Here is an 18,488-nt window from a genome sequence, read left to right as displayed (position 1 = left end):
CTCAATGTTAATTATTTTCGACTAAAACTCTTCCCAGTCGCCATCGGTGCCTGTGTTGGCCGGGGTATACTTGGGTGAAGCTACTGTCTTTTGGGGTGTGTGGTTATCTTTGGTTAGTGAGAGACGCTTGACATTGGTCGCCCGATTGGGGCTGCGCCGTTCTGCAAACGGCTGGGCTGCTTCGGGAGCCTGTTCCAGCTTGAATGTTGCTATCGCTTGTGCCAGATGTTCCGCCTGTTCGCGCATGGATTCCGAAGTGGCGGCGGCCTGCTCGACCAGTGCCGCATTTTGCTGCGTGATTTCATCCATTTGGGTAATTGCCTGGTTAACCTGCGTTATTTCGAGGCTTTGTTCCTGGGAAGCCGCCGATATTTCATTCATGATTTTGGTCACACGTTTAACCGATAGCACGATTTCCTGCATGGTTTTTCCTGCTTCATCAACCAATTGTGTACCGTCCTCGACCTTGTGCACCGAGTTACCGATCAATTCTTTGATTTCTTTGGCGGCAGCTGCCGAGCGTTGTGCCAGTGTGCGTACCTCGGTTGCCACCACCGCGAACCCTCGTCCCTGCTCACCGGCCCGTGCTGCCTCCACGGCGGCGTTGAGTGCCAGAATATTGGTCTGGAAAGCAATGCCATCGATCACGCTGATGATGTCGACCACTTTTTTGGAGCTCTCGTTGATTGCGCTCATGGTATTGATTACCTGGCCGACCACTTCCCCTCCCTTGACTGCCACCTCCGAGGCAGAAGACGCCAGTTGATTTGCCTGGCGGGCGTTGTCCGCATTCTGCTTGACGGTAGAAGTCAGTTGTTCCATGCTGGCGGCGGTTTCTTCCAGATTGGCGGCCTGTTCCTCGGTGCGCTGCGACAGGTCGACATTGCCATCTGCGATTTCTTTTGAGGCCGCGCCGATCAATTCTGCGGCTTCCTTGATCTGTCCAATAATCTCGTTCAGTTGCGCTACAGTTATGTTCGAGTCGTCTTTCAATTGACTGAACATGCCCTGATAGTCATTGGAGATGGTTTGGGTCAAATCTCCATGAGCCAACGCACCCAATACCCGTATGGTGTCCTTCAACGCCCCTTCGCAAACCAGCATCAATTGATTGAGGTTGTCCACCATCTTGCGAAATTCGTGTTGATAATTATCCGCTTTTCCGCGACGGGAAAAATCACCTGCGGCTACTCCTTCAGCCAGATAATTGATCTCACCGCTGATTCCTTGCAGGCTTGCCTTGACTTTTCTCATTGCCTCGGTGATTTTGGCTTTCTCACCTGGCAACTTGTCCATATCCACCGACAGATCACCTTGTGCATAGCGCGAAATTGTATCCACCACCTGCATCTTGACAGCGATATGTGCGGCGATCAAATCATTGGTCATTGCCGCTATTTCGCCATAACTGCCTGGAAACTGCTCGACCGGAATACGATAAGAAATGATCCCGGCATCATGCTGCTGTTTCATTTGTCGTTGTGCATTGGCAAAGCCTGTCAGCATTTCTGTCATTTTGCGCATCGCCTGCAGCAACACGCTTATTTCATTGCGACCTGTTAACTCGGTACGCTGGTCAAAACGGCCAGCCGCAATTCCATTGGCAATATTGACCACCTGTCCAATCGAGCTGCTGATCATGCGGAGGATGATGTTACCCAGAATGACGCCGAACAATACGCCGGCAATAATGGCGGCGATGGTCATCGCCAGTGCGCTGGAGAATTCTGCTTGTGCCTGCGTGTATTTCTCTGCAGCTACCCGATTCTGCAACTGTATTAGCTCAAACAGAGTGTTGCGCACCACATCAAATTTACCACCGGCATCACGCACGGCATTTTCCAGCGCGGCGGTAAAATTGCCATTGACGGCCTGATTCAAGGTCTGATTACGCGAAGCCTGGTAAGTTTTCCACTGTTCGGCAAAGCGGCTAGCCAGTATCTGTTCTTCTGGCGTCAAAAAGGTTGCCGTGTATTTCCACCATTTATCATTGATCAACGTATCCAGCACCACAACCTGATTTGCCCGCTGCCGCGCATTTTCAACATTTTGCAGATTGGCTGCCATGACCGCGTGCAGGCGGGCCTGTTGCAGACCGTCCAGCACACTTGCCAGATCTGCCAGCGGCACAGTGCGATCCTGGTAAACCGTTTCCAGTTTCTGGTTCGCCTGATGCAGATTTATCAATCCCAGTGTACCGATACTTATTGTCAGCAGCGATAAAACTCCAATGATGAGCATCAACTGTGATTTGATTGTCATGTTCCGCAGCATGCTTATTCCTCGAAAGATAAAAAATTTTTATTTAAAAATATTGCTGCTCGAATTTATTTAACTGTCCGTTTCCAGCAGTCCCATGTCCTGACGGCTCATCAGTTTTTCGATGTCTATCAGAACCAGCATGCGATCCTCCACGGTCCCCAGCCCCATGATGTATTCGGTATCAACTGCTGCGCCAAATTCCGGGGTGGCGTGTACCTGTTCCATTTCGAGATTGATGACATCGGAGACGCTATCCACGACAATGCCCACCACCCGACCGGACAAGTTCAGAATGATGACGACTGTGAACTGATCATAGTGAACTTCGCCAAGATTGAACTTGATCCGCATGTCGACGATTGGCACAATTACTCCACGCAAATTGACCATACCTTTGATGAATTCGGGTGCGTTAGCAATCTTGGTAATGGCGTCGTAACCACGGATTTCCTGAACCTTTAAAATATCGATGCCGTATTCTTCCTTGCCGAGACGGAAGGCCAGAAATTCGCTGTTAGCGGAATCCTGAATCGAACTCAATGAATCGCTTCCCGCTGCATGGGTTTGCGTTTGCTGCATGGCACTTGCTCCTCTTTCCTTTTATAAGCATGTTTCGGAAAAGTTCTAAACGGCATATTGCCTCAGGAATTTGATCTTTTTGAGGTGTCTCTTAAAATCAGGCGGCATCAACCAGTGTTCGCTTGACCATGCTGACCAGTGCGGCTGCATCCAGTATCAACGCAACGCGGCCATCACCCATGATGGTTGCGCCAGATACGCCTTGTACCCGGCGATAGTTACTCTCCAGACTTTTGATAACAAACTGATGTTGCCCGGCCAGCGTATCGACAAGCATGGCTACTTTGCTACCCTCGGCATCAAGAATGATCAGAATGCCGTCATGAATCTGTGTCATGGCTGGCTGTAAACCCAGCACTTCATGCAGCGCAATGACAGGAAGATATTCCCCGCGCACCTGCACCACGCGGCCCAGGCCTCTGACGGTACGAATATCCGCTGCCTGTGGCTTGAGCGACTCGGTAATATAGGTGAGTGGTACGACGAATAATTGATCTCCAACAGCGACGGATAGCCCATCCAGGATCGCCAGCGTCAACGGCAGACGAATGGAAATCTTCGTACCCTGTCCGAGAGAAGAATCAATCTCAACACGCCCTCCCAAGGCATGAATATTTCGTTTGACCACATCCATGCCGACACCACGACCGGAGACATCGGTCACGATCTCTGTAGTTGAAAATCCTGCTTCAAAAATCAGCATCCATACTTCCTGATCGGACATGGTTTCGCTGACAGGCAAACCCCGTTCACATGCCTTGCTCAGGATTCTTTCCCGATTGAGCCCGGCGCCATCATCGGATACTTCAATAACGATGCTTCCACCCTGATGGGAGGCGCGCAGCGTAATCGTTCCCTGAGCAGGTTTACCTAGGGCCACTCTTTTTTCCGGTGATTCGATACCATGGTCGAGACTGTTACGGATCAGATGGGTTAACGGATCGGTAATTTTTTCGATTAAACCCTTATCCAATTCGGTGCCTTCTCCAACTGTTTTTAGTTCGACCTTCTTGCCCAGTTTGGCGGCGACATCACGCACCACCCTGGGAAAACGGCTGAAGACAAAACTGATGGGCATCATGCGGATTGACATTACGGATTTTTGCAGATCGCGGGTATTGCGCTCAAGCTGGTTCAAGCCATTCAGTAGTCTTTCATGAATGACGGGGGTAATCTGTGAGGCGGTTTGCGCCAGCATTGCCTGTGTGATGACGAGCTCACCGACGAGATTGATCATCTGGTCGACTTTCTCAATACTGACGCGAATGGAAGAAGATTCGCTGCTGGCCGCCGCCTTGGGCCTGGCTGGCTCTGGTGTCGTTTTAATTGATGAGTTTGAGTGACCATTCTTAATGGTTTCAGTAGTCGTTCCGTTTGGCGGCACATCCATCATTACAGCCGGTTTGTCAGCCGCGGGCGCGATATTGTCAGCGGGTTCTTGAGCAATTGCTTCGGCTTCGATAGCCAGAGTGACAGGGTCAACAATAAAAGCCAATGTTTCCCAGATGTCTTCCTCACTCTCCATCGTGGTAAGTTTCAGGCAGCAGCTATCCTGCTGCTGCGGGTTATTCAAATTTTCAAGACTGCCTTGACGTGCCAGGTTAGTCAGTAGTTTCGTCATTACCGCCTCGCTCAAGTCCTGGCAGGAAAAATTGATGCGATATGTGACCGGTATTTTTGTGGAAATTTCTTTGGTTGTACTGCTCCTGGTTGATGAAACCGGTTGTTCGTCTGGCGCTTTGCTCAGAACAGATCCGGCCATTCTATTCAATTCTGCTGCAGCAGATGTGGCTGCCAGCGCAGTGGGGATGGCTTCCTCCGTAGCAGTCGTGGTCATCAACTCCTTCAATTTTTGAGAAGCAAGCCTTGCCTCATCTGCATTGACCTGCCCTTTACCACTATGGTCATTCAATTGCTGTTTCAGAACATCACTCGCTTGTAAAAAAGCATCAACCATTTCGCTGCACAGCGTCAATTCACCCTTGCGTAACTTGTCCAGTAGTGATTCCAGCATGTGAGTCATCTCGGCCATGTCCGTAAAACCAAACGTGTCGGCACCGCCTTTGATGGAATGTGCTACCCTAAAAATGGCATTCAGGTTTTCTGGCTCAGGGGAGTGCATGTCCAGCTCAAGCAGACGGGTGTCCATCTCCGTCAGCAGTTCGCTGGCTTCCTCAAAAAATATCTGGTAAAACTGCTCAAGATCAGCACTCATTGTGGTTCCTTTCAGAAAATTTCTGATAAGTTACTCCATGAACCGCGCTATCGATCATATGAATAAAACCGTGATCACAACTTATTTCTTATCCACTTGAAAAAAATTGTGACAAATAGCAACACAGTCAAAGGACCTGGCATTGCATTCAAGCGAGATTCCCTTGTAATATCGGACTGTAGTTGTTCACTACAGTCCATAAATAAAAATGGAGATTCTAAAAATGAGGGTAGGCCGATATATCATCCGGCGGCAGGATCGACATGCTGCTATTACTTTTGTCGAACAGAAACTCAATCAGGAGTCTCAATGGATTGAGGGTGATAAGAAACAACAGTTGACTGCGAAACAGGAATATCTGGATAGCTTGATCGACCCGGAAGGAATGAATGCCTGGTGCGAAAAATGGCTGAATGATGTGCAATGGGAGCAGCTCAGGCAAGCGATCTCAGACGCACGTGACATGCAGGAGAAAATCCAGCAGTCACAATCGCTTAAAACGATCAGTCTAAGCTATCAGGCATGGGAAATTCTGGCGGATCTGGCTCAACAGAATAATACGACGTTATCGAATATCATCATCACGCATCTAGGCAATATGAACTTTGCTGCCTGCATCCAAACTGAAACAGATTACAATCGTAACAGTCTTAATCAGGATAGCTCCACGACGAATGCCCGAATCTGAATATATGATGATGCGTCCGACCATGCGATAAGCAGGTTCGTTTGCGATATTCAAGGGGATTTCTGGGTATCTCTAAAAATTCAGAGCTCTAAGTAAGACCAGGTGCGAATAAAAAATATTGACGTGGCATATAATTGATATGCAAGGAAATATTTTTGCAAAATAACATAGCATTGTGACGAAATGTGGATTTTTAGAGGTGCCTTTCTGTTTATTCATGTGATTGTTATCGAAAAATAAGTTTTTAAATAACTCTTGATCTGCTGTTTGAACCAGGCCAATACTCATGCGTTTTTTCCGACTGTTTAGAATCATCCTGATTGCCTTACGCTTTGGCCTGGATGAGGTAGTGCTTTGTCAATTACGTGTGCGCATACTCTGCAAAATAAGCAGATTGTTGCCATTCCGTGATGGGCTGAAATTGTCGCATGCAGTAAGATTGCGTCTGGCGCTGGAAGCGTTGGGGCCAATTTTTATCAAGTTCGGGCAAATGCTTTCCACTCGTCGGGACCTGCTTGCCACGGATTTCGCTGACGAGCTGGCTTTTCTACAGGATCGAGTTCCGCCGTTTCCGTCAGAACAGGCAGTCAACCTTCTGGAAACTGTTTACGGCCGTTCAGTTCACGAAGTTTTTCTCGAATTTAATGAAACACCGGTTGCCAGTGCATCGGTTGCGCAGGTGCATTATGCGATTTTGCAGAATGGGTCACTGGCTGCGGTCAAAATTCTTCGCCCTGGCATTGCGCCCGTGATTGCGCATGATGTTGCCCTGATGGAAACCGCTGCATGGTTGCTGGAAGCGATCTGGCCTGATGGCAAACGGTTGAAACTACGCGAAGTAGTTTCGGAATTTGCACGGCATCTGGAAGATGAGCTCGATCTGATTCGCGAGGCGGCCAATTGCAGTCAACTGCGCCGTAATTTTCTCGATTCCCCTTTGCTGCTGGTGCCCGAAGTCTACTGGGATTACTGTCATCCGGAAGTCATGGTCATGGAGCGTGTGATCGGCACGCCTATCAGTCATGTTGACCAGCTGCGCAAACAGGATATCGACATTCCTCAGCTCGCACGCATCGGTGTTGAAATATTTTTTACCCAAGTATTCCGTGATGGTTATTTTCATGCCGATATGCATCCGGGTAATATTTTTGTGGGTAGTGATGGTCGCTATATCGCAGTGGATTTCGGCATTATGGGTTCACTCAGCGATGAAGACAAAAATTATCTCGCACAGAATTTTCTGGCTTTCTTTCGCCGGGATTATCGGCGTGTTGCCCAGGCGCATGTTGATGCAGGCTGGGCGCCAAGAGATACCCGCGTAGATGATTTTGAGGCGGCGATTCGCGCTGTCTGTGAGCCAATTTTTGATCGACCACTCAAGGAAATCTATTTTGGCCGTATCCTGCTACGCTTATTTCAAGCATCGCGCCAGTTCAATGTGGAGATTCAGCCGCAACTGGTTTTGCTCCAGAAAACCTTACTTAATATTGAAGGACTGGGGCGTGATCTGGATCCGGATCTGGATCTGTGGAAAACCGCTAAACCTTTTCTCGAGAACTGGATGGCAGAGCAAGTCGGGTTTCGCGGATTGATCGGCCAGTTACAGAAAGAAGCGCCAAACTGGGCAACGATCCTGCCGCAGTTTCCACGGTTACTGCACTATAATCTGAGCCAGGAGCGCGCACAAAGCTTGGAAGATAAGCTCGGAGAACTCGTCAAGCAGGAAAAGCGGCAAAGCCGTTTACTCGCGTTACTGGTGGCACTCCTGGCAGCTCTGTTGCTTGCCAGTATTTATTTGTAGCCCGCGAAAACCTGATTTTGCTAGAATCCGCCTTTTTGATTCAGTTTGGCTATGTCGTTATTGGAACTGCGTAACCTCACCCGACGCTTTGATGACTTTGTTGCGGTCGATGATATTAGTCTGACCATCGTCAAAGGTGAGTTTTTTACCCTGCTGGGACCATCTGGTTGTGGAAAAACAACCTTGCTGCGCATGATCGCGGGGTTTGACACGCCGGATTCTGGTCAGATCCTGCTCGATGGCAACGATATCACGCAACTTGCACCTGAAAAACGTCCGATTCATACCGTTTTCCAGAGTTATGCACTGTTTCCGCACATGACCGTGGCGCAGAATATTGCATTCCCGTTGCAAATGGCCAGAGTTGCGCCAGCTGAAATAACTGGTCGAGTTAGCCGCGCCATTGAAGAGGTACGTTTATCTGCTTTTGCGCAGCGCTATCCGCATGAGTTATCCGGTGGTCAAAAGCAGCGCGTCGCACTCGCGCGCGGGCTGATCAATCGTCCTCGTCTGCTATTGCTGGATGAACCGTTAGGCGCGCTGGATGCGAAACTGCGTGAGGATTTGCAGCGTGAACTGATCAATCTGCAAAAAGAAGTCGGCATTACCTTCATTTTTGTCACGCACTCCCAGGATGAGGCGCTCGCGCTGTCGCAACGCGTCGCTGTCATGAACAAGGGGCGAGTGGAACAGCTGGATGAGCCCAGTATCATCTACAGCCGGCCAGCCAGCCGTTTTGTGGCGGATTTCATCGGCAAGATCAATCTGTTGGACGCACAGGTGACGCAACTAACCGAAGCTTCCATGAAGCTGCAGGTTGCGTCGCTTGGAATGATCACCTTGCCAGCAATAAAAGGCGTAGCAATGGGTGACCGGGGTGTGATCGCAATTCGACCTGAACAAATCAGCGTGCGCAATACAACTGAACCATTAGAAACGATTTATTCGTTTGCGGGCAAGGTGCTTGATTTTCTCTATGTGGGAGATGTTACTACTTATGTAATTGAGCTGACGAATGGTGCTCGCATGGAAGCTCTGCTGGCAAACGCAACCCCTGGTGTGGCGCGGTTCTTTGAAGTGGGCGATACGGTGACTGTCACTTGGCCGGAAGCCGCCGTACAATTTATGAAGGATTGAACATGCAGCGACGGAATATGATGAAATGGCTCATCAGTCTGCCACCAATGTTGTTTCTACTGGTGTTTTTTGCTGCGCCGAGTCTGATCATGATCGTCACGTCATTTCGCTATCCTGGAGAATTTAGCGGACTTGCTCCGCTGAGTGCTTCCGACATCGTTTCAGGAGCGCCATCGGATTTGTATGGGCTGACACTGGAAACCTACCAGTTCTTTTTCAGCGATACCCTCTACGCCGAGATATTTCTGAAATCCTTTGCTGTTGCCACTGCGAGTACCCTGATCTGCCTACTGCTTGCCTATCCGCTGGCATTGCTCATTGCCCGTAGCGACAAGCGTCATCGTAATCTGATGATTCTGCTGGTGATCCTGCCGTTTGCCAGCAACTTCCTGATTCGTATTTATGCTTGGATGATTATCCTCGGGCCGGAATCTGCGCTTAATCATGCCGTCAACAGCCTGCTGGCGTTGATGGGATTGCCACCGGTGATGCTCCTGTTTTCACCGTTCGCGGTACTGGTCGGGATGGTCTATGTTCATCTGCCCTTCATGATCCTGCCGCTTTACACCAATCTGGAAAAACATGATCCGGTGTTGCTCGATGCAGCTCAGGATCTGGGCGCTAACCGCTGGCAACGTTTCTGGCGCGTCACCTGGCCGCAATCGTTGCCCGGTGTGTTCTCAGGTACGGCGCTGGTATTCATTCCGGTGCTTGGCATGTTTGCTGTGCCAGACATTCTCGGTGGAACCAGCGATATCTTGATTGGTAATCTGATCAAGGATCAGTTTCTCGGCACGCGTGACTGGCCGTTTGGCTCAACCCTCTCTATTATGCTGATGCTGGCAGTCATCGTCACCGCCGGGCTTGCTGCATGGCTTGCCCGTCCACGTGCTGCAGCATCCTCCACATCGACATGAAACATCCGAATTTTGTGTTGTGGTTGATGGCCATACTTGTGTATGCCTTTCTCTACATTCCGCTGATCGTCGTGGTTGTCTACTCGTTCAACGATTCGCGTCTTAACGCGGAATGGGTTGGATTTACCCTCGACTGGTATGGCAAGCTGTTCCGTAATGAAGAAATGCTGATTGCCGCACGAAATTCGCTCATCATCGCCGTGAGTGCCAGCGTGCTGGCGACCACGCTTGGCACTATGGCGGGGCTGGCGATTCATCGCTACCGTCTCAAGGTCCTGCCAATTCTTGCCTTCACACCAGTTGCGATGCCGGAAATCCTGCTTGGGGTATCCCTGTTGCTGTTTTTTCTGCAGGTGCTGAATATGACGCTGGGGTTGGTTTCCGTCATCATCGCCCACACCACGTTCAGCATCGGGTTTGTCGCCATTGTTGTGCGGGCGCGACTGCAAGGCATGGATGAAAGTATTTTTGAGGCGGCGCGCGATCTTGGCGCTACGCCGTGGCAGACTTTCCGGCTGGTTACCTTGCCGCTCATTATGCCAGCTATCATTGCCGGTGCATTAATGTCATTTACACTGTCGATCGACGATTTTGTGATCACGTTCTTTACCAAGGGCGTTGGGGAACCGATCCTGCCCATTCAGATTTACACCATGATCAAGATTGCGGTCACACCGGAAGTTAATGCCGTATCCACATTGTTGATGCTGCTGACACTCGCCTTGGTTATGCTCGCTACACGTTTCGACAAAACCATCCTGCACGGGAGGTAGGTGCGTGAACCGAAGCATAATTTTGTATGGATTGATATGGCTCTTGCTCGGGTTACTTGCTGGTTGCTCACAGCAACCAGCAGCTGACAGTAACCAGATCAGCCGTGCAGACGGCGTGCTACGCCTGTTCAACTGGAACAATTACATCAATCCTAAAACGCTACGCCGTTTCGAGCAGCAATGTCGCTGTCAAGTCACCCAGGATTACTATTCCGACAATGAGGAACTGCTGGCAAAGCTTGCTGCAGGTGCTACCGGCTACGATCTGCTGGTGCCAACCGGTAATGCCATGGATACCCTGATCCGCCAGGGTGCGCTCAGACCACTGGATAAAACGCTGCTACCTAATCTGAAGAATATTAATGAATCTTACCTGAATACGGCGTTCGATCCTGGCAACCAGTATTCGGTCCCCTATGCTACTACCATCACGCTCATTGGTTTCAACCGTGAGAAGATGCAGGAGCTGGATCTGCCAACAGATAGCTGGGCGCTCATATTTGAGCCGATCCATTTGCAGAAAATCAGAGGTCGGGTAACGGTGCTCGACAGCCAGCGTGAATTGATGGCGGCCGCACTCAGCTACCTGGGTTACAGCGTCAACGATACCGATCCCTCACACTGGCAGCAGGCTAAGGAACTGATCATTCGCGCCAAACCCTACTGGGCAGCGTTCAACAATACCAGCTACATTCGTGAGCTTGCCGTTGGCAACTTGTGGGTAGCGCATGGCTACTCGAACGATATGTTCCAGGCGGCACAGGATGCGCGGAATTCCGGGCGATCGTTCATGGTGGATTTTGTGATTCCCCGGGAAGGGGCTACGCTCTCACTGGACAGTATGGTGCTGCATCACAGCGGCCGTCGTCCGGATATCGCGCACCAGTTCATCAATTTCATGCTCGAAGGGGAAAACTCGGCTGAATTGACCAATCTGATAGGCTCCGGCAATCCCAATCGAGCTGCGAAGGAGTATATTCGGGCCGATATCTCCAGTAACCCCGTCATTTTCCCGGATACTGCCGAGCTTGCCCGGCTGGAAATGCTCAAAGAGCTCGACCACAAGCAGCGGCGTCTGTTAAGCCGTACCTGGACAGAAGTTAAACTAAGGTAATCGATATGAGCTACTATCAGCACCACGTTTTTTTCTGTGTTAATCAGCGTGACAACGGTGAGCGCTGTTGCAATGATTGTGGCGCACAAGCCATGCGAGACTATGCCAAAGCAAAAATCAAGGCGCTTAAACTCAACGGCAGGGAGAAAATCAGAATCAATAACGCCGGCTGCCTGGATCGCTGCGCAGAAGGGCCCGTCATCGTCGTCTATCCGGAAGCGGTCTGGTATACCTATGTTGATGAAGAAGATATTGATGAAATTATTGAATCACACTTGCAGAATGGACATATCGTCGAGCGCTTGAGGATATGATGCTGTTGTTTTTATTGAGAAATTTAATGCGAGAAAAAGTTCTTTCTACTGACCATGGCGACTATCGCTTACCTGAACCCGCCCCTGAGCAGCTGTAGGCCAAGCATCTTGGCGCGCACGACCATGAGGGAATTATACGGATGCTCATAGAGGGGTTTCTATTTTGCGCTGACAATGTTGGCGCTATTCCTTGACAATTATGGTGGTGGCTTTATAATCTCACGACTACCAGCCGGTAACCATGAAAGAATTGGTAATTACGGAATAAAGTTTCATAAATCAGCGGGAATAGCTCAGTGGTAGAGCACAACCTTGCCAAGGTTGGGGTCGCGAGTTCGAGTCTCGTTTCCCGCTCCAGTTTGAAATGCCTTGGAAAATCGCCTGGTGGGCGCTCCTGAATTCGGCGGGGTGGCAGAGTGGTCATGCAGCGGCCTGCAAAGCCGTCTACGCCGGTTCGATTCCGACCCCCGCCTCCATATAAAATACCTCTCGATTGCCCGGGTGGTGAAATTGGTAGACACAAGGGACTTAAAATCCCTCGGACCTAAACGTCCGTGCCGGTTCGATTCCGGCTCCGGGCACCATTTCATAGTTTCAAGCAGTGTTACCCAGTACCAAATCCCAAGAATTCACTAGATTCCAGCGAGATTGACGGGTCCAGGTAATATCATGCAGAGTAAATTTTTCCTCCTGTAAATTCTTAAAGGATTAAGTAGTCGTTTATCTGGGCATACAGGATTATTTTAGGCTACGTCCAGATAAACGCTGAAACTGATTTTCTCGTCCAAAAGCGGCTGGAGTCCAGCGATTGGCGAGTTAGTTGTGCTCGCCCCGGCGTTCCAACCATCTACGCCAGCCCAGATAATTTTCCAGGTACTTGGTTGTGACTCCATGAAGCCTTCTCATCTACTGTTTGAGTCGGTTGTCACGTACTACCAGCACAGGCAAAGACAGGTGCCTGTGCCACGTTTGCGTGGTGGACGATCCAAGTGAGTTGACCTTTGCAGGAAAGGGGAAAGAAAGTTTCATCCACTTCGATGATTCCTTGCAGGCGATTGGCTGCAGTAGCCGCCGGCAAAGCCAGGAACCGGTGATGCCAACGAAAACTGGTATTTTTGTCTATTCCGTATTGTCTGGCGCCCGTTCGCATGGTCAAGCCTTCAATCAACGCCGCCCTGTAATTCAACTATTGATCCTTATACCGCAGACGAGCCAAAGGCGTTCCCGACACGGTCGTGAATGTATGCTTGCACGCGCGACAGCTAAAACGTTGCAATCCCGCTTGGTGTCCTCAACGATAAGGGCGATCTGCATGGCAGACCGGACAATGTAGTTCAAAAATTTTATGTGTACAGCATGAATGCAAGTCAATTTAAACGCGCTGTGCGAACACCCCAGGCTCAAGAATGAAGAGACGCGTTACCGGAAACAGACAGCAGCTCACTACCTGAGTGATCTACCCAAGATCTGTTATGCGATTTATTGGGTTCGTCCAATAAGCGATCCGGCCCTGTTCGTTATAGCGTTTTTCAGGGAGCGCGACTTGCTAAATGGTTTTATTCGTAGCCGTTTTCACGATTGATCCTGTTATGCGTACCATCGCAATAAGGAGCCTTATCCGTTTTTTTGCAGACGCACAACCAGGCGGATTTACTCTCATCAGTCATAAACGCTAACGGAGTAATACCAGTGTTTTTATGTGAGCCATCGCAGAAGGGTTGATTTTTGCTCAGGCCGCATCTGCACCAGTAATATTGCTTACCTGCTTCGAGCTGAACCTGGATGGGTGCGAATTTTGGGGGTTTATCGGACTCACTCATCATTTCTTCCTTATTGAATGGTTGCGATGCTATTGCGTTAATCAAATAATTTCAATGCGATCTGGCTGCCGGCGGGAATATTGTTTTCCGCCATTGCCGCTTGAAGGTCGCGTAACTGTTTTTTGCTTCTTTTAATACCATTTTCACTGAGCGGCACCCGGTTATCGTCTACCAGAATGCCATTCAGGGTCGAGGCAAACAGTCTGGCAATATGCGCCATTTGTTCAAAAACACGCTCTCCATTGGCCACCCTGGGTACATCCAGCAGAAAAGTAACGCCATGAGTTGTCAGGGTGCGCATATTAGATGGCAGAAACAGGGTGGATTCAAAATTACCGAGTGAAAACAGCACGGCATTGGTTTCGCTATCCCGGTATCTGAACACTCCTTCCGATTCAAGCACGAATCCTGAAGCTTCAGCCAATGCGCGGATCTTGGTGCCGATAAATGCGCCACCATCTTTGCTGATGATATTGATTCCCATGATGACATCAACATTTGCACAGAATTTGTCCAGTTCGAGTGCAATCGCATAGGCATTTGCAATATCAGGGCAATCCGTTTCCGCTGCGATTTGAATGGCAAATTCGTCTACCATGTCACGAAATCGCGACAGATTGATTTCACTGACCGGGCCGGATCGATCTGCCAATTGCAAACAACCTCTGAGCCGCACATGGCTTTTTCCGGCATGTGCAGTTTCCAGTGTGATTTCTTCCCATGACGATTCCTCTACGCCCATACCGTACCAGCGTACTGGTTTCCCGAAATCAAATTTTTGCTGCAACAGATCCCTCAACCGCTCATGTGGAATTTTTGAGTGAGAGTGAATCTCTGCAATGTAGTTGATTACACTTTCGAAATCGGCAGTTTCGTGCTTTTCGGTTGAATCAAGCGAATTCTGATCGGCCGGTGGTTGCTGCTCAACCGCCGTCGGCGGATAGGATTGTTCGTCGGGAGTCGGAAATAACACATCCTCACCAAATCCAGGTTCGACTCGTGCTGCTGGTGGCGTCGATTTTTTCCAGCCAAACAGGGCATCGTCGTGCTCATGTTTAAATGTTTCACCTGCTCTACGGCGATAACGAGCCTCCTGCAAATAGTTGAACAACAAGACTCCGGCTATTATTATGATTCCAATTACAATAAGACTAAGTTGCAGATCACTCATAAAATTTTCTCCCTTCCGACGGAATTATAATCTTTCTGGGCAGCTATATTAAATAACCTTTTGTGCTAATGGTCTGGTCTGTCAAACAGGGACAGCATCATTTTCAGCCAATATCATTTTTTCTATGTCCACGGTCACTACACGGGAAACACCTTGTTCATGCATGGTCACACCGATCAACTGCTGCGCCATTTGCATAGTGGTCTTGTTATGACTGATAAATAAGAATTGTGTGTCCTGCGCCATGCGCTTGACCAGCTCGCAGAATCGGGTTGCATTGCTGTCATCCAGCGGCGCATCAACTTCATCCAGCAAGCAGAACGGAGCCGGATTGAGTTTGAATAGCGAAAACACCAGTGCCAACGCAGTCAACGCCTTCTCTCCACCCGACAACAATTGGATCGAGCTGTTTTTTTTTCCGGGTGGATGCGCGGTTAGCTGCACTCCTGCCTGCAGAATGTCGTCACCGCTAAGGTGCAGTTCGGCCTGCCCGCCACCAAAAACAGAAACGAATAATTCAGTCAGATTGCGATTAACTTCGGTAAAAGTAGTTGCAAGACGTTCTCTGGTTTCCCCGTCAATCTGGCGAATTGCCTGCTCAAGCGCCTGTATTGCTTGCTGTAGATCTTGTAATTGTGCCGCAAGCATTTCTTCACGTCCTCGCAACGCTTCGAGCTCGGCCAGTGCCGCCAGATTGACCGCACCCAGTGCGGCAATATCCTCAGTCAGTTGATTGACCCGTGCCTGTAGTTTTGCTGGTGATTCCTTGCTGGCGTATTGCGCAATCGATGGCGCATCCTCCAGCCCCAATTCCATTAATTTATCGCTAAATTGCTTTTCGTTCAGACTGGCTTCCCGCTCCTTGAGCCGCGCCTGATTGAGCATTTCACCGGCGACATGATGTTCCTGCTCCGCCTGGATGCGCACCTGCTCCGTCTTCCCGATCAGGTTCTCAACTGCCGTGATTGCTTCACGAACGGCTGCCAGCGATTGCTCATGCTGCAGCCGTTTCGCCTGCCATTGTGTCAGACCGGCAAGCAGCGAGGACGGGTCAAACCCGGTCTGAGTCTGCTCCAGTTGCTGGCGGTTTTGTGTCAACTCCGCCATATCGTGCTCAATTTGTTCAATTTGTCGCTCGCAATCGGTGAGTTTGTCCTGAAAGTGCTTTTCATTGAAAGCAGCTTCACGTAATTGATTGGTTATTTGTTGGATCAGTGCGCGCTGCGCAGTCAGTGCCTGACTGGATTTCTGGAAAACCGATTGTGCCAGTCTCACCTGCTCGTCGAGTGTAGATTGTTCGATCAGGCAGGCAGCAAGGCTGGATTCAGCCTGTTCCTTGTGTGGTAATTCTTGTGCCATCTGCTGTGCCAGTTCCACCAGTTCCTTTTCAATTTGCTGCGTTCGCAGTGTAATGCGGTCCTGCTGCTGTGCCAATTGCATAATTTGTAATTGCTGTTCATGGTGTTTCACCCGATTCTGGTCGATTTCATTGCGGGTCTGCACAATTCTGGCTGTCAGATCGCGGCAATGCGCCTGTGCCCGAGACAAAGTTTGTTGTGAAATGAGATGGGCCGCTTCGATTTCGGCATGCCTGGTGGAGAGGTGTTCGATCTCCTGTTGTCGGGCAAGTACCCCATACCGTGCCGAGTCTGGTGCGAAAAAACTGATACTGTGGCGACTGAAAATATGCCCCTGCGCCGTCACTAAACATTCTCCCGGCATAAGATGTTCCCTGTCCATCAGGCCGGATTTGATATCTTGCGTCGTAAATACACCAGTTAGCCAGGTTTCCAGCACTGATTGCAAGGTGGGATTATGATAGTGCAATCGTTTTGCCAGCGGCAGCCAGTCAGGTTGGTCGGTATGATGCGTTTGAGTGTTGCTGCGTTTGCGATCAATCAAGTCGGCTGCTTCACATACCGTCCATTTACCGGGGGGGGGGGGCTGCCACGTCAACACTTGTTCAAGCTGATCAATATTCACGGCTTCAATGCGCGCATGCAGCACGGATTCCAGCGCGGTTTCCCACCCGGCTTCAACCCGAATCTGTTGCCATAGACGTGGCAATGTATCCAGCTGATGCTGGCTCACCCAGGCATCCATTTCCTGATCATGGTGGGTCTGGTGCTGCAAACGCTGTAACGCATCGTGCTGTGCTTTAACCTGGGTTATTTCCTGCAGGCAGACTTGTGTTTGGCCTTCAATCGCGGTTTTTTCCTGCTGCGCCACATCCAGCTGTGCTCCCAGCACGGCCAGCGCTTGTTGCTGTTGCGTCAGCAGTGCTGATAGCTTATCAGCCAGCTGTTGTATGCCAGCGAGCGCGCCATGGTCAACCACCGGCTGTTGTCGCTGTTCATTCTGCAATCGTTGTTGTTTCAGCAGCAGTTGCTGCAAGTTTTTCTCCGCATTTGCCAGTTGGTGTCGCTGCAATTTTTCATCGTGTCGCACAGCCAGCAGTTTTTCCCGTGCTGCGGTCAATTGCATCTCATCGGTTTTTGCCGTAGTTTCTAGTAACGGTAGCTGCTGGTTTTCCAACAGGAGCTGTTGCTGCAATTCATTATGTAATTCGCTCGCCTGTTGAAATTGATCCTGGAAAGACACTCTGTCGGCCTGCACATTTCCCAAACGTGCCTCGTAATTCTGGAGACGGTTGGCGATGTCGGCAAGCTGTTGTGATAAACGCGCCTGGTTATCGCGCATGTGCTGGAGTTGCTGGTTGATGCGTGCAATTTCACCATCAGCTTCGTACAATTTCCCCTGCAGTTCGAGCTGCTGATTACCGACAGCCTTGTGACGGACACGCAGTGCTTCCAACTCCTGCTCTGCTGCCTGTTGACTGTCCTGAATATTTTCCAGATGGACAGTGTGGTGCTCGATCTCAGTCTGCGCTCTGGCACGCGCGCTGGCTGCTTGCTGTTGCTGCTGCGCATGCAGCATACGTTGTGCAGTCAGACGCTGCGTCTGCAACTCATGATAGCGTGCAGCTACTTGCGCCTGCGCCTGCAGGTGTTGTACCTGCTTCCCAAATTCCGCCAGAATATCGTCGAGACGTAGCAGGTTGCCGCGTGCGTCGGACAAACGCAATTCACTCTCGTGTCGTCGCTCGCGGTAGCGGGAAATACCTGCTGCCTCCTCAAGAAATGCCCGCAGTTCCTGAGGTTTAGCCTCGATTACACGGGAAATCATGCCCTGTTCAATGATGGCGTAACCGCGTCCGCTGACGCCGGTCCCCAGAAAAATATCCGCGACATCACGCCGACGCACATGAATATTGTTGATGTAATAGGTGGATTCCCCCGCTTTCTGGATGATGCGTTTGATGGCAATCTGACCGTATTTCCCCCATTGCCCGGCGAGTTTACCGGCGCTATTATCAAATACCAGTTCAACGCTGGCACGGCCTACCGACGCACGCTTGGCCGAACCATTGAAGATCACGTCCTGCAGCGATTCGCCGCGTAATGCGGATGCGCGTGACTCGCCGAGTACCCAGCGTACCGCGTCGATCACATTGGATTTACCGCAGCCATTCGGCCCTACAATCCCGACCAGATTTCCGGGCAGAGGGATGACAGTGGGATCAACAAAGGATTTGAAACCAGCGAGTTTTATTTCAGAGAGGCGCAATATGGACAGACAGGAGGTTATAATAATGCGGATTTTAAACGAAAAATGTGCAATTAGACCAGAAAGCCCG

Annotated in this window: 13 protein-coding genes, 3 tRNA genes and 1 pseudogene; 10 read left to right on the top strand and 7 right to left on the bottom strand. The window is 50.1% G+C overall.

Annotated features, from left to right (window positions below; genetic code table 11):
• Positions 1-21 precede the first annotated feature (21 nt).
• From NSMM_RS16770 to NSMM_RS09205, 3 genes are all read right to left on the bottom strand, one after another.
• A complete protein-coding gene (locus NSMM_RS16770) occupies positions 22-2,274 on the bottom strand; it encodes a methyl-accepting chemotaxis protein (protein WP_090286807.1) in 2,253 nt (750 codons plus the stop codon).
• Between the two features lie 57 nt (positions 2,275-2,331).
• Positions 2,332-2,841 carry a chemotaxis protein CheW gene (locus tag NSMM_RS09210; protein WP_090286805.1) on the bottom strand — a complete coding sequence of 170 codons (510 nt, stop codon included), beginning with the start codon at positions 2,839-2,841 and terminating at the stop codon, positions 2,332-2,334.
• Positions 2,842-2,938: 97 nt separating this feature from the next.
• Complete coding sequence (locus tag NSMM_RS09205) at positions 2,939-5,056, bottom strand: chemotaxis protein CheW (RefSeq protein ID WP_090286803.1); 2,118 nt, start codon at positions 5,054-5,056, stop codon at positions 2,939-2,941.
• Positions 5,057-5,279: 223 nt separating this feature from the next.
• On the opposite strand from NSMM_RS09205, the gene NSMM_RS09200 reads away from it, so the two are divergent.
• The 10 genes from NSMM_RS09200 to NSMM_RS09150 all read left to right on the top strand — a co-directional run bounded on the left by NSMM_RS09200 (position 5,280) and on the right by NSMM_RS09150 (position 12,384).
• Positions 5,280-5,744, top strand: coding sequence for a hypothetical protein (locus NSMM_RS09200; RefSeq protein ID WP_176753920.1), 465 nt, complete (start codon positions 5,280-5,282; stop codon positions 5,742-5,744).
• Positions 5,745-6,030: 286 nt separating this feature from the next.
• Positions 6,031-7,545 carry a ubiquinone biosynthesis regulatory protein kinase UbiB gene (gene ubiB, locus NSMM_RS09190; RefSeq protein ID WP_090286798.1) on the top strand — a complete coding sequence of 505 codons (1,515 nt, stop codon included), beginning with the start codon at positions 6,031-6,033 and terminating at the stop codon, positions 7,543-7,545.
• A gap of 51 nt (positions 7,546-7,596) precedes the next feature.
• Complete coding sequence (locus NSMM_RS09185; protein WP_090286796.1) at positions 7,597-8,682, top strand: ABC transporter ATP-binding protein; 1,086 nt, start codon at positions 7,597-7,599, stop codon at positions 8,680-8,682.
• 2 nt (positions 8,683-8,684) lie between these two features.
• Entirely contained in the window at positions 8,685-9,599 is a 915-nt protein-coding gene (locus NSMM_RS09180; RefSeq protein ID WP_090286794.1) for an ABC transporter permease, read from the top strand.
• Positions 9,596-10,372: an ABC transporter permease gene (locus tag NSMM_RS09175; RefSeq protein ID WP_090286792.1), complete on the top strand. Its 777-nt coding sequence runs from the start codon at positions 9,596-9,598 to the stop codon at positions 10,370-10,372. The genes NSMM_RS09180 and NSMM_RS09175 overlap by 4 nt, the downstream gene beginning before the upstream one ends.
• Positions 10,373-10,376: 4 nt before the next feature.
• Positions 10,377-11,486, top strand: a complete 1,110-nt coding sequence (locus NSMM_RS09170; protein WP_090286790.1) for a polyamine ABC transporter substrate-binding protein — start codon at positions 10,377-10,379, stop codon at positions 11,484-11,486.
• Between the two features lie 5 nt (positions 11,487-11,491).
• Positions 11,492-11,800, top strand: a complete 309-nt coding sequence (locus NSMM_RS09165) for a (2Fe-2S) ferredoxin domain-containing protein (protein WP_090286788.1) — start codon at positions 11,492-11,494, stop codon at positions 11,798-11,800.
• Between the two features lie 282 nt (positions 11,801-12,082).
• Positions 12,083-12,157, top strand: a tRNA-Gly gene (locus tag NSMM_RS09160).
• A gap of 45 nt (positions 12,158-12,202) precedes the next feature.
• Positions 12,203-12,276, top strand: a tRNA-Cys gene (locus NSMM_RS09155).
• 19 nt (positions 12,277-12,295) lie between these two features.
• Positions 12,296-12,384: transfer RNA gene (locus tag NSMM_RS09150), tRNA-Leu, on the top strand.
• A gap of 154 nt (positions 12,385-12,538) precedes the next feature.
• On the opposite strand, the pseudogene NSMM_RS16465 reads toward NSMM_RS09150, so the two are convergent.
• The 4 genes and pseudogenes from NSMM_RS16465 to smc all read right to left on the bottom strand — a co-directional run.
• Positions 12,539-13,139, bottom strand: a pseudogene (locus tag NSMM_RS16465) (transposase); the annotation flags it as partial.
• Between the two features lie 217 nt (positions 13,140-13,356).
• On the bottom strand, positions 13,357-13,620 hold the full coding sequence (locus NSMM_RS09140) for a CDGSH iron-sulfur domain-containing protein (RefSeq protein ID WP_090286783.1): 264 nt from the start codon (positions 13,618-13,620) through the stop codon (positions 13,357-13,359).
• 37 nt (positions 13,621-13,657) lie between these two features.
• A complete protein-coding gene (locus tag NSMM_RS09135) occupies positions 13,658-14,791 on the bottom strand; it encodes a cell division protein ZipA C-terminal FtsZ-binding domain-containing protein (protein WP_090286781.1) in 1,134 nt (377 codons plus the stop codon).
• Positions 14,792-14,872: 81 nt separating this feature from the next.
• Positions 14,873-18,418, bottom strand: a complete 3,546-nt coding sequence (gene smc, locus NSMM_RS09130) for a chromosome segregation protein SMC (protein ID WP_090286779.1) — start codon at positions 18,416-18,418, stop codon at positions 14,873-14,875.
• Between the last annotated feature and the right edge of the window lie 70 nt (positions 18,419-18,488).

The organism is Nitrosomonas mobilis, assembly GCF_900103035.1.
Classification (GTDB): domain Bacteria; phylum Pseudomonadota; class Gammaproteobacteria; order Burkholderiales; family Nitrosomonadaceae; genus Nitrosomonas; species Nitrosomonas mobilis.
Note: the sequence above shows the minus strand (reverse complement) of the source record. Positions and strands in the feature narration are given on the sequence as shown.